Source organism: Streptomyces sp. NPDC048255 (genome assembly GCF_040652415.1).
Classification (GTDB): Bacteria; Actinomycetota; Actinomycetes; order Streptomycetales; family Streptomycetaceae; genus Streptomyces.
In genome coordinates, this window is sequence record NZ_JBEZMA010000004.1 from 77,305 (window position 1) to 89,628 (window position 12,324).

Here is a 12,324-nt window from a genome sequence, read left to right on the forward strand (position 1 = left end):
GCGTTCAGTCGCCGATCAGGGCGTCCACGAAGGCCTCCGGCTCGAAGGGGGCCAGGTCGTCGGGGCCCTCTCCGAGTCCGACGAGCTTGACCGGGACGCCCAGCGCGCGCTGGACGGCGACGACGATGCCGCCCTTGGCGGTGCCGTCGAGCTTGGTCAGCACGATGCCGGTGATGTCCACGACCTCGGCGAAGACGCGGGCCTGGGTCAGCCCGTTCTGCCCGGTGGTGGCGTCCAGGACCAGCAGGACCTCGTCCAGCGGGCCGTGCTTCTCCACGACGCGCTTGACCTTGCCGAGCTCGTCCATCAGGCCGGTCTTGGTGTGCAGCCGGCCGGCGGTGTCGATGAGCACCACGTCGGCGCCCTCGGCGATGCCCTCCTTGACCGCGTCGTAGGCGATCGAGGCCGGGTCGCCGCCCTCGGGGCCGCGTACCGTGCGGGCGCCCACGCGCTCGCCCCAGGTCTGGAGCTGGTCGGCGGCGGCGGCGCGGAAGGTGTCGGCCGCGCCGAGCACCACGCTGCGGCCGTCGGCGACGAGCACCCGGGCCAGCTTGCCGGTGGTGGTGGTCTTGCCGGTGCCGTTCACGCCGACGACCATCACGACGGCGGGGGTGTCCACGCCGCTCTCGGTCTTCACGGCGCGGTCGAAGTCGGTGCCGACCAGGGTCAGCAGCTCCTCCTTCAGCAGGGCGCGCAGGTCCGCGGGGGTGCGGGTGCCGAGCACCTTCACCCGCTCGCGGAGCCGGTCGACCAGTTCCTGGGTCGGCACGACGCCGACGTCGGCGATGAGGAGGGTCTCCTCGATCTCCTCCCAGGTGTCCTCGTCGAGGTGCTCGCGGGAGAGCAGGGTGAGCAGCCCCTTGCCGAGGGAGTTCTGCGACCGGGCGAGGCGGGCGCGCAGCCGGACCAGACGGCCGGCGGTGGGCTCGGGCACCTCGATCTCGGGCGCGGGCGGAGCCTCCACGACCGGGTCCTCGACGGCCGCCGGCGTCGCGAGGGCGGCCTCCGCGTCGGGGAGGGCCACCTCCTCGATCGTGCGGCGCGGCTCTTCGACCGTCGGTGCGGCGTCCTCCCCCACCTGGGGTTCGGCGGGCGGGGCAGTGATGGTCGGCGTGCTCGACGGCGCCGAGGGCGGCAGCTGCTTCTTCTTGCGGCTGCTGACCACGAGCCCGCTGATCGCGCCGACCGCGACCAGGGCGATGACTACAGCAAGGATGAGGATTTCCATAACCACCCCAGTATCGGCCACGGCGGCCCGGATGCCGGGACCCCGGGGTTTCCCACTGGGACCGAAGCCTCTATTTGTGGTTTTAACGGCACATCTACGATGATGGACGACTCCCCTCCCCCGTCCCCCACGGAGTAGCGCATGCCTGCCGAGCCCGCCGACGGCGTGATAGCAGCCCCGGCCGCGAGCACCGCCGAGAGCACCGTCGAGACCCGCGGCCTGGAGCCCGTCCCGGACGGCGAGCGCACCGGCCGGGTCCGCGAGCTCGTACCCACCTGGGTCGCCGCCAACATCAGCGTGCTGCTGCTGACCATGGGTGCCGGCCTGGTGATCTTCAACAAGCTCAACATCTGGCAGGTGCTCGTCGTGGCGATCGCCGCGCCGGTCGTCTCGTACGGGATCGTCGGCCTGATCTCGATCGCCGGCAAGCGCGGCGGGGCCCCCGGCATGGCGCTCTCGCGGGCGGTGTTCGGCCAGCGCGGCAACCTCTTCCCGGGTGCGCTGATCTGGGTGGCCCGCTGGGGCTGGGAGACCATCAACGCGGTCAGCGGCGCCTACGCCGTCCTGACCGTCCTCGACCTGCTCTTCGGCATCAAGAGCAACACCACCCTCATCGTCATCACCCTGCTCTTCTTCGTGGGCTGCACCTTCGTGGTCTCGGGCCTCGGCATCAACGCCCTGCGCGTCTGCTCGAAGTGGTCCACGTACCTCTTCGGCGCCTTCAGCGTGCTCGTCCTGGGGTACCTGGTCGTCACCACGGACTGGTCCGCCGTCTTCGGCAAGCCGGCCGGCTCCACGGCGATGATGATCGCGGGCATCGGCACGATCGCCGCCGGCGGCATCAGCTGGGTGCCCTCGGGCCCCGACTTCACCCGCTACCTGCCGCGCACCGCCTCCTCCAAGGGCCTGGTCGGAGCGACGATCGGCGGCGCCGGGGTCGTCGTCCTGCCGATGGTCCTGATGGGCGCGGTCATGGCCGTGGGCACCCCGGACCTGGCGACCGCCCAGGACCCGGTCTCCTTCATCGGCGAGCTGCTCCCGACGTGGATCGCGGTCCCGTACCTGCTCATCGCGCTCGTCGGCATGCTGCTGATCAACTCGATGTCCATGTACTCGGCCGGCTTCACCGCGCAGACCCTCGGCATCAAGGTCCCGCGCGCGTGGGCGGTCAGCGTCAACGCCGTCATCAGCCTGGTCTTCGGCTTCCTGCTGATGGTCGTCGCGACCAGCTTCTTCGGCTCCTTCATCTCCTTCCTGACCCTGCTGGCCGTGGCCTTCTCCGCATGGATCGGCGTCTTCGGCGTGGACATGCTGCGCCGGACGTCCTACGACGGCCCCGCGCTGCTGGACACCACGCGGACCAGCGCCTACTGGTACCGGGGCGGCTACGCCTGGCAGGCGATGACCGCCTGGGGCGTCGCCCTGGCCGTGGGCCTGCTGTTCACGAAGGTGGACTGGTTCAGCGGGCCGCTCGCCACCACCTGGATCGGGGAGAACGGCCTGGGCTGGGTGGCCGGCATCGTCACCTCGGGCGTGCTGTACGCCGTACTGCCGCGCACGGCGGCCCCGGCCGCGCCCGCGGAGGCGGCGGAGCCCGAGCTCGCGGGATCCCTGTCCAACTGACGCTACGTCAGCTAACGTCCCCCTTCGCCCGCCCACCACATCCGGCGAAGGGGGACTTCTCCATGCCCATCACCGTGGCCCGGTTCAATCTCGTCGACCCGAACGGCACCCCCGAGTCCCTCTCCGCCCGCTACAAGGCGGCGCTGGAGATGGCGAGGTACGCGGACGACCGCGGGATCGACACCGTCCAGACCGAGGAGCACCACGGGACCCCCAACAACTGGCTGCCCTCGCCCTTCGCCTTCGCGGGCGCCGTCTTCGGCGCCACCCGCCGCATCGCCGTCACCGTCTCGGCCATCATCGGCCCGCTGTACGACCCGCTGAAGGTGGCCGAGGACATCGCCGTCCTGGACCTGCTCAGCGGGGGCCGTCTGGTCACGGTCGCGGGCATCGGCTACCGGCCCGAGGAGTACGAGCAGCACGGCGTGGAGTGGGGCCGGCGCGGCAGGCTCCAGGACGAGCTGCTGGAAACCCTGCTGAAGGCGTGGACCGGTGAGCCCTTCGAGTTCCGCGGCCGTACCGTACGGGTCACCCCGCGGCCCCTCACCCGGCCGCACCCGATGCTGCTGGTCGGCGGCAGCTCCGAGGCGGCGGCGCGGCGCGCGGCCCGGCTGGGGCTGCCGTTCTTCCCCAGCGCGCACCTGCCGGAGCTGGAGGCGTACTACCGGGCGAAGCTCGCGGAGTACGGCACGGAGGGCTTCTGCATGATGCCCGCGGCCGAGACCCCGCTGCTGCACATCGCGCAGGACCCGGACCAGGTGTGGGCGCAGTACGGCGAGCACTTCCTGCACGAGGCGGGCCTGTACGCGTCCTGGCAGTCCAAGGACATCCGCAGCGCCGTACGGTCGGCCGCGCGCTCCGTGGCGGAGCTGCGGGCGGAGGGCGTGTACCGCGTGCTCACCCCGGACGAGGCGGTCGCGTACGCCCGGGGCGCGGGCGAGGCGGGGAACCTGGTGCTGCACCCGCTGTGCGGCGGCATGCCCGTGGACGAGGGCTGGCGCAGCCTGCACCTGCTGTGCGAACAGGTGCTGCCCCGGCTGCAGGACGCGAACGCCTGAGCCGGGGCAGCACCTGCCGGAGGAGAGGGGGTGTTGGCGGGGATGATTACCCCATCTCCTCCAACGCCTTGCCCTTGGTCTCCGGCACCCACTTGAGGATGAAGGGGATCGAGAGCACGGCGAAGACCGTGTAGATGACGTAGGCGCCGGACAGGTTCCAGTCCGAGAGGGACGGGAACGAGACGGTGATGACCCAGTTGGCGATCCACTGGGCGGCGGCCGCGACGCCGAGGGCCGCGGCCCGGATGCGGCCCGGGAACATCTCGCCGAGCAGCACCCAGACCACCACGCCCCAGGACAGGGCGAAGAAGAGCACGAAGCAGTTGGCGGCGACCAGGGCCACGATGCCCTGTGCGTGCGGCAGGGCGATGTCGTCGCCGGCGCCGGACTTGTAGGAGAAGGCCCAGGCGGCGAGCGCGAGGGAGATGGCCATGCCGACGGAGCCGATGAGGGCCAGCGGCTTGCGGCCGATCCGGTCCACGAAGATCATCGCGATCACGGTGCCGATGATGTTCACGACGGAGGTCTCGAAGGAGTACAGGAACGAGGCGCTCGGGTCGATGCCGACGGACTGCCACAGCGAGGAGCTGTAGTAGAAGATCACGTTGATGCCGACGAGCTGCTGGAAGACCGAGAGGCCGATGCCGATCCAGACGATCGGCAGGAAGCCGAAGCGGCCGCCGAGCAGGTCCTTGAAGGTCGACTTGTGCTCCGAGTGGATGGCGTTGTCGATCTCGCGGACCCGGGCGTCGGCGTCGATGCCCTCGCCCTCGACCTCCCGCAGGACCGTCTTGGCCTTCTCCATCCGGCCGACGGACACGAGGAAGCGCGGGGACTCCGGGATGGCGAAGGACAGCAGCCCGTAGAGCACGGCCGGGACGACCATGACGCCGAGCATCCACTGCCAGGCTTCGAGGCCGCCGATCTCGCCGCGCTGGTCGCCGTCGGCGAGGTTGAGGATGCCCCAGTTGACCAGCTGCGAGACGGCGATGCCGATGACGATGGCAGCCTGCTGGAAGGAGGCGAGCCGGCCGCGGTAGGCCGCCGGCGAGACCTCGGCGATGTAGGCGGGGCCGATGACGGAGGCCATGCCGATGCCGAAGCCGCCGATGACGCGCCACGCGGCGAGGTCCCAGAGGGCGAAGGGCAGGGCGGACCCGAGGGCGCTCGCGGTGAAGAGGACGGCGGCGATCTGCATGCAGCGGATCCGGCCGATCCGGTCGGCGATGCGGCCGGCGGTGGCCGCACCGAGGGCGCAGCCGATGAGCGCGGCGGCGATCACCTGGGCGAGGGTGGCGGAGCCGACGTCGAAGCGGTCGCGGATGGCCTCGACGGCGCCGTTGATGACGGAGCTGTCGTAGCCGAAGAGGAAGCCGCCCATCGCCGCGGCCGCGGTGATGAAGATGACGTGCCCGAGGTGGTCGGGGGCTGCCGCCCGGCCACCGCCTGACGCGGGTGCGTTCGCTGTGCTGGTCAAGGTGCGCTCCTGGGCCCGGCGCCGACGGCGGGCGGGTGGGGGGTCCGTCTGTGCTCGTAATGCCTGCTCGTGCTGCTTTTTCGTGTTCCTCCAGTGGCGCACAGCAAACTGCGCACCACCACCTGAAGGTCAGACGCGGCACAGGAGAGCTTATGACTTCACTTTCTGAAGTCAATAGGTGATGAAGAATGCGTTAAGCGTAGGGGAGGACGCTGGATACGTTCACTTCCTGAAGGGAGCGGGGAAGGGGAGGTGCGGTCAGCGCAGCCGCTGGCTGATGACCTTGGACACTCCGTCGCCCTGCATGGAGACGCCGTACAGCGCGTCGGCGACCTCCATCGTCCGCTTCTGGTGCGTGATGACGATCAGCTGCGAGCTCTCCTGGAGCTCCTCCATGATCCGGATCAGCCGCTGCAGGTTGGTGTCGTCGAGCGCGGCCTCCACCTCGTCCATCACGTAGAACGGGCTGGGCCGCGCCTTGAAGATGGACACCAGCAGGGCCACGGCGGTCAGCGAACGCTCGCCGCCGGACAGCAGCGACAGCCGCTTGACCTTCTTGCCGGGCGGCCGCGCCTCCACGTCCACGCCGGTGGCGAGCATGTTGTCGGGATCGGTCAGGACCAGCCGGCCCTCGCCCCCGGGGAACAGCCGGGAGAACACCCCCTCGAACTCCCGTGCCGTGTCCCGGTACGCCTCGGTGAAGACCTGCTCGACGCGCGCGTCGACCTCCTTCACCACTTGGAGCAGATCGGCCCGGGTCTTGCGCAGGTCCTCCAACTGCTCGCTGAGGAACTGGTGGCGCTCCTCCAGCGCCGCGAACTCCTCCAGCGCGAGCGGGTTCACCTTGCCGAGCTGCTGGTAGGCGCGCTCGGCCGCCTTGAGCCGCTTCTCCTGCTGGGCGCGGACGAAGGGGCCCGGCTGGTTGCGCGGATGCTCCGGGTCCTCGGGCAGGGCCTCGCCCTCGGCGGGCGGGGACGGCGGCACAGGCTGGTCGGGCCCGTACTCGGCGACGAGACCCGCCGCCTCCACGCCGAACTCCTCCAGCGCCCTGGCCTCCACCTGCTCGATGCGCAGCCGCTTCTCGGCCCCCAGCACCTCGCCGCGGTGGACGGAGTCGGTGAGCTTGTCGAGTTCGCCCAGCAGTTCGCGGCCGCGGTTCCGGGCCTCGCCGAGCTCCCGCTCACGCAGGCCCTTGGCGTACTCCGCCCCGGCCCGCTCCTCGTCGGCCCGGCGCAGCGAGACCTCCACGTGCGCGAGGAGCTGCCGGGCCCCGTCGGCGACCGCGCCGGCCACCTCCGCCTCGTGCCGCAGCCGGGCCCGGCGCCGCTCGGCGCGGGTCCGGGCCTCGTGCTCCGCCCGGGCCGCGCGGTCGAGCGAATCCGCCCTGCCGGCCAGCGCCTTGACCCGTTCCTCGTGGGTCCTGAGCTGGAGGCGGGCCTCCATCTCGGTCTGGCGGGCATTGGCCCCGTCGGCGGCGAGCCGGTCCCGCCTGGAGGCGTCCAGCTCCTCCTCTCCCTCCCCGGCCGGGGACTTCTCCTCGGCCGTGGCCAGCTGCTCCCCGCACTCCTCCACGTCCATCAGCGCCTGCTCCAGCGCATCCTGGGCCTTGGCCGCCGCCATGACGCTGCGCTCGGCCTCGCCGGAGGCCCCCTTGGCCTGGCCGGCGAGCCGGCCGAGCTGCTGCGCGACCCCCGCCCGGGCCCGCTCCCCGGCCCGCCGCCGCTCGCCGAGCTCCTCGACCAGGGCTGCCGCGTCCCGTCCGCGCTCCTGCGCCGACTGCAGGGCCTCGGCCAGCTCCCGGCACTCCCCGTCCAGCCGGGCCAGCTCCCCCGACGCCTCGTCGACGGCGGCCTGCACCTCGATCAGGCTGGGCACTCCGGCGGAGCCGCCGTGCGCGAGGTGCGCCCCGAGGACGTCTCCCTCCACGGTCACCGCCACCGCGTCGGGCCGCTGAGCGACGAGTGCCTCCGCCTCGTCGAGCGTCCCGACCACGAAGTGGTCCCGCAGCACCCACGCCACGGCCCGCCGCACCTCGGCATCGCCCTGCACGAACTGCGCGGCGGCCTCACCACCGGGGCTCCGCTCCCCGACCGCCGGAGCGGCTGGGTGATGCGCCGCCTCCCGCCCCGCCGGCTGGGGCGCGGGTCCGGGCATCCGGTCCAGGGCAGCCGCGGGGTGGGGCAGGCCTCCTCCACCGGCGCCCGCCTGCCCGGGAAGCAGGCTGCCGACGGCCGGGCCCACCGGGCCCGGGGCCTGACCCGGAACCACGGTCCCGGCCGGGGCGATCAGGAGCGCGGCGCGGCCCGCGTCCGCGTCGCGGAGGTGACGGATCGCCGCCGCCGCGGCGGCCGGGGACGACACCGCCAGCGCGTCCGCCGCCGAGCCCAGCGCCGCCGCCACCGCGACCTCGTACCCCGGGGTCACCGACAGCCGCTCCGCCGCCGGGCCCAGCAGCCCCGCCAGCTGTTCCCGCGCCGCGAGCAGCGCCCCGGTGCCGTCCTTGCGCCGCAGCCCCAGCGCCAGCGCGTCGTGCCGCGCCGATACCGCCGCCCGCGACCGCTCGGCGGCCGTCACGGCATCCCGGGCAGCGGCCAGCGCGGACTGCGCCGCCGCCGATTCGGCGCGGGCCGCCTCGTACTCCCCGGTCGCCGCCGCGTCCGCGTCCAGCTCCCCGACCTCGGCCGCGAGGGCCTCGTACTCCTCCTGCGCCGCTGCCGCCCGGGCCTCGGCCTCGTCGCGCGCCGCGACCAGCCGGTCGATCTCGGCCTGCGCCGCGGCCGCCCGGGACCGGGCGGCGCCGAGGCGACCCGTCAGCCGGGCCAGCGCCTCGCGCCGGTCGGCGACGGCCCGCGCCGCGTCCCGCAGCCGCCGTTCCTCCTCGGCCAGCTCCCGTTCCAGTTCCGCCCGGTGGGCCGAGGTGTCCTCCAGGGCGTACGAGGCCGCCTCCAGGGCCGCCGTCAGCTCCGCCTCCTGCTCGCGGATCCGGGCGGCCTCCTTCTCCAGGTCCTCGGGATCGCGGCCCCGCCGCTCCTCCTCCACCGGAGCCGAGGCGCTCTTGACCCGCGCGTCCGCCAAGGACGCGGTCCCCCGCACGCGTTCGGCGAGCTGCGAGAGCTCGTACCAGGTCTGCTGGGCGAGCCTCAGCCGGGGCGCGAGCTCCCGTACCGCCTCCTCCAGCTCCGCCTCGCGCCGCTGCGCGCCCGCGAGCTGCGCCTCGGCGGCCTCCTTGCGTTCCTTGAGCGCCGCCTCGTCAGCGATCTCGGCGGCGAGGGCGCCCCGCAGCGCGACCAGGTCGTCGGCGAGCAGTCGCAGCCGCGCGTCGCGCAGGTCCGCCTGGATCACCGCCGCCCGCCGGGCCACGGCCGCCTGCCGTCCCAGGGGCTTCAGCTGGCGCCGCAGCTCGTCGCCGAGGTCCTGCACGCGTGCGAGGTTGGCCTGCATCGCGTCCAGTTTGCGCAGCGCCTTCTCCTTGCGCTTGCGGTGCTTGAGGACCCCGGCCGCCTCCTCGATGAAGGCGCGGCGCCCCATGGGATCGGCGTGCAGTACGGAGTCCAGCTGGCCCTGTCCGACGATGACGTGCATCTCGCGGCCGATGCCGGAGTCGGAGAGCAGCTCCTGGATGTCGAGCAGGCGGCAGGTGTCACCGTTGATCTGGTACTCGCTGCTGCCGCCGCGGAACATGATCCGGGTGATGGTGACTTCGGCGTAGTCGATGGGCAGCACGCCGTCGGAGTTGTCGATCGTCAGCGAGACCTCGGCGCGGCCGAGCGGCGGACGGCCGGTGGTCCCGGCGAAGATGACGTCCTCCATCTTGCCGCCACGCAGGGATTTGGCGCCCTGTTCGCCCATGACCCACGACAGCGCGTCCACCACGTTGGACTTGCCGGAGCCGTTCGGCCCCACGACGCAGGTGATGCCGGGCTCGAAGCGCAGGGTGGTGGCGGAAGCAAATGATTTGAAGCCACGCAGGGTCAGGGACTTGAGGTGCACGCCGCCGGACTCTACCTTTCGCGTTCGGTTTCACCCATGAAGGTGCAGGGCACGACTGACGTCGAAAGGAGGAGACCCCCGCCTGGCCCATTACTCCGGCAGGTGTCCACCTGGGCGAGGCTCTCCGCGGCGAAAGAAAGAAGGGACGCCGAAGCGTCCCTTGCAGATCATGCTGGGCTGGATGTGAGCGACGAATGAGCGCGGATCAGGTGAGCGCAGGCTCCGCCTGGGGTACGTCGATGTCGATGCTGTCCAGCAGCGAGTCTCCGTGCTGAGCGGCGGCCGCGTTCAGCGCGTCATTTTCGGACTGAATCCGTACGAGCTCGGACTCGAGGTCCTGGACGCGCTGCTGAAGCCGTCGCATCTCGGCGAGGAGTCGCGGATCGGAACCGCCGACGTAACCGAGAAGCGCCTTTGCCATGATGGATGGTCCTCCACACTGAGTGACCGACCGTAGCGGTGTGGGTCGTGAGGGAATCGCACCCGCGGATGTCCGGCAGCGACCGTCAGTCACTGCGCTTACTACTGCCAACACTGCCAAACAGCTCAGGTGCGCGGGGCTTCCAGCGTCTCACCAAAAAGTTTGACGGTCAACACGATCACGCCCCGTATCGGCGGGCGTCCCGGCCCTCGCAGGGGGCGTGGAGATCATCCTCATCTCCGAGCCTTCCACGGATCAGCGCCCCCGGCAACGCGTCGGCGGAGAATGCGCAGATCCGGCCGGGTGCGGACCGCCGCGAGGTGTGATCAGTACATGATCAGCCGATCGCTCATCTGATCGCGAACCCGTCGTAGCCACCGCGCGGTGTGCCCCAGATCTCTGTCACCCCGTCCACCCGCCCGGGCGTGTCGGCGGAGCGCAGCCAGTCGAGCAGCCGGTGGCAATTCTCACGTTGACCTTCGGCCACCACCTGCACTCGCCCGTCGTCGAGGTTGAGCGCGAAGCCGACGACTCCGCCGATCTCCAGAGCGTTCGCCCTGGTGAACCAGCGGAAGCCCACTCCCTGTACACGGCCGCGCACCCAGGCGGTCAGACGGACATCTTCATTCATGCGTGAACGCTAACCGGGCAAAGAGATTCGGGCCGCATCGCCCCCCGGCGTCATGGCGTACAGTCGCGCTCCAATGAGCTCACCCATTTGGGTGAGTTAAGGATGATCTTGCACGGAAGGCACGACGCCGATGGGACGCCACCGACTCCCCGCCCCGCCGCGCCCCGGCGGCAAGCGCACCACCGTTGTGCGCACCGGCCTGCTGGGCGTCGCGGTGGCGGTGGCCCTCGGGACCGCGGCCGTGACCACCGGCATGGTGCCCGTCGGCGGCTCCTTCCCCTACGTCGGCGTCAGCGGTACGGATACCTCCGCCGATCCGCAGGCCAAGGCCTCGCCGAGCCCCGACAGCGCGGTGGACCAGCAGGGCGGCCTCGCCAGCCTGTCCGGGCGCACCCCCACGGTGCCGGCCCCCTCCGCCTCCGCCACCCCGTCGGCCCCGCCCAAGCAGTCGGCCTCCCCGTCGGCTTCCCCCTCGGCCCCCGCGAGCCCGTCGGCCTCTCCCTCGCCGAGCGCCCCCGCTGCCCCGCCGGCCCCTTCCGCCAAGGCTCCGCAGAAGCCCAAGGCCCCGGCCCCGGCTCCCTCGAAGCCGGTCGCCCCCGCGCCCTCCGCTCCCGCCCCCGCGCCCTCGAAGCCGGCGCCCTCCGCACCGGCGACGCCCTCGGACGGGCACTCGGCCGAGGAGGCCGCCGTGGTGACCCTGGTGAACCAGGAGCGCGCGATGGCCGGGTGCGGTCCGGTGCGGGCCAACCCGCCGCTGGCGGCGCTGGCCGGAGCCTTCAGCAAGGACATGGCCACCCGCGGGTTCTTCAGCCACACCGACCCCGACGGCAACAGCCCGTGGGACCGCGCGGCCAAGGCGGGCCTCTCGGGCCTCGGCGGCGAGAACATCGCCCGCGGCCAGGGTGACGCCGAGGCCGTGATGAAGGCCTGGATGAACAGCCCAGGCCACAAGGCGAACATCCTCAACTGCGAGTTCCGCACCCTGGGCGTCGGCGCACACTTCGCCGACGGCGGCCCTTGGTGGACCCAGGACTTCGGCTTCTAGGTCCTGTCCGGGCGATCTTCGCGGGTCAGCCCGCGTCGTCTGGTGCGGTGCATCGCAAGGCGGAGGATCGCAGCTCGTACTCGGCCGTACTCGCGCGGTCCGACAACGCGGCGAGGCGCCGTACCAGGCGGCGCGGGCCCGCGAAGATCGCCCGGAGAGGTCCTGGCTCCAGCCGGCCGCCCCCACGACCACCGGCGGCGCTTCAGCCCCGGCCGCTCAGGCGGCGAGGGCGGACAGGGCCGCGCGTCCCGCGATCACGACGCGGGCGTGTTCGGCGACGCGGCGGCCCAGGTGCTCCGCGGTCGCGATGTCGGCCTTGTGGACGGCGTCCGGGCCCTCGTCGGAGTTGGACTGCGCGGCCGCGCCGGCGAAGACACCGAGGCGGTTGAGGTCGTTCTCGGAGGCGGTGCTGGCGTTCCAGCCCGGCTTCAGACCCAGGTTGACCCAGCTCATGCCGTGCTGCGCGGCGAGGATCTGGAAGAACTGCAGGGTGTGCAGCTTGTCGCCGCTCTTGGAGGCGGAGTTGGTGAAGCCGGCGGCCACCTTGTCCTGCCACGCGTCGCCGAACCAGCGCTTCGAGGTCGCCTCGGCGAAGACGTGGAAGGCGCCCGAGGCGGTGCCCATGTAGGTCGGGGAACCGAAGACGATCGCGTCGGACGCGTCGAGCAGCTCCCACTGCGCGTCGTCGATCTCGTCGACCTTGATCAGGTGCACGGTGGCACCGGTCCCGGCGGCGCCCGCACGGACGGCCTCGGCGACGACGGCGGTGTGACCGTAGCCGGAGTGGTAGGCGATCGAGACGACGGGGGTGTGCGTGGCTGCGGACATGACTGTTCTCCCTCGGGACGTTC

9 protein-coding genes are annotated in these 12,324 nt (G+C 72.1%); 3 read left to right on the forward strand and 6 right to left on the reverse strand.

Features of this window, described 5'->3' with window-relative positions; translation table 11 throughout:
- Positions 1-4: 4 nt before the first annotated feature.
- Complete coding sequence (ftsY, locus tag AB0D94_RS05710; protein WP_362046003.1) at positions 5-1,228, reverse strand: signal recognition particle-docking protein FtsY; 1,224 nt, start codon at positions 1,226-1,228, stop codon at positions 5-7.
- A 141-nt stretch (positions 1,229-1,369) separates the two neighbouring features.
- On the opposite strand from ftsY, the gene AB0D94_RS05715 reads away from it, so the two are divergent.
- Together AB0D94_RS05715 and AB0D94_RS05720 are read left to right on the forward strand one after the other, a co-directional pair.
- Positions 1,370-2,851: a cytosine permease gene (locus tag AB0D94_RS05715; RefSeq protein WP_362046006.1), complete on the forward strand. Its 1,482-nt coding sequence runs from the start codon at positions 1,370-1,372 to the stop codon at positions 2,849-2,851.
- Between the two features lie 62 nt (positions 2,852-2,913).
- Complete coding sequence (locus tag AB0D94_RS05720) at positions 2,914-3,909, forward strand: LLM class flavin-dependent oxidoreductase (RefSeq protein WP_362046009.1); 996 nt, start codon at positions 2,914-2,916, stop codon at positions 3,907-3,909.
- 46 nt (positions 3,910-3,955) lie between these two features.
- Here the strand turns inward: AB0D94_RS05720 and AB0D94_RS05725 are convergent, their stop codons facing one another.
- The 4 genes from AB0D94_RS05725 to AB0D94_RS05740 all read right to left on the reverse strand — a co-directional run bounded on the left by AB0D94_RS05725 (position 3,956) and on the right by AB0D94_RS05740 (position 10,428).
- Entirely contained in the window at positions 3,956-5,386 is a 1,431-nt protein-coding gene (locus tag AB0D94_RS05725) for a sugar porter family MFS transporter (RefSeq protein ID WP_362046012.1), read from the reverse strand.
- A gap of 258 nt (positions 5,387-5,644) precedes the next feature.
- The gene (locus AB0D94_RS05730; protein ID WP_362046015.1) at positions 5,645-9,376 is read right to left on the reverse strand and encodes an AAA family ATPase; all 3,732 of its coding nucleotides are present in this window, start codon (positions 9,374-9,376) and stop codon (positions 5,645-5,647) included.
- A 205-nt stretch (positions 9,377-9,581) separates the two neighbouring features.
- Positions 9,582-9,797: a hypothetical protein gene (locus AB0D94_RS05735; protein WP_031144198.1), complete on the reverse strand. Its 216-nt coding sequence runs from the start codon at positions 9,795-9,797 to the stop codon at positions 9,582-9,584.
- Positions 9,798-10,146: 349 nt separating this feature from the next.
- Positions 10,147-10,428 (reverse strand): acylphosphatase, encoded by a 282-nt coding sequence (locus AB0D94_RS05740; RefSeq protein ID WP_266636384.1) that lies wholly within the window; start codon positions 10,426-10,428, stop codon positions 10,147-10,149.
- A gap of 130 nt (positions 10,429-10,558) precedes the next feature.
- Between AB0D94_RS05740 and AB0D94_RS05745 the strand changes: the two genes are divergently transcribed.
- A complete protein-coding gene (locus tag AB0D94_RS05745) occupies positions 10,559-11,473 on the forward strand; it encodes a CAP domain-containing protein (RefSeq protein ID WP_362046021.1) in 915 nt (304 codons plus the stop codon).
- A 216-nt stretch (positions 11,474-11,689) separates the two neighbouring features.
- On the opposite strand, the gene AB0D94_RS05750 is transcribed toward AB0D94_RS05745, so the two are convergent.
- Entirely contained in the window at positions 11,690-12,301 is a 612-nt protein-coding gene (locus AB0D94_RS05750; protein WP_362046025.1) for a flavodoxin family protein, read from the reverse strand.
- Between the last annotated feature and the right edge of the window lie 23 nt (positions 12,302-12,324).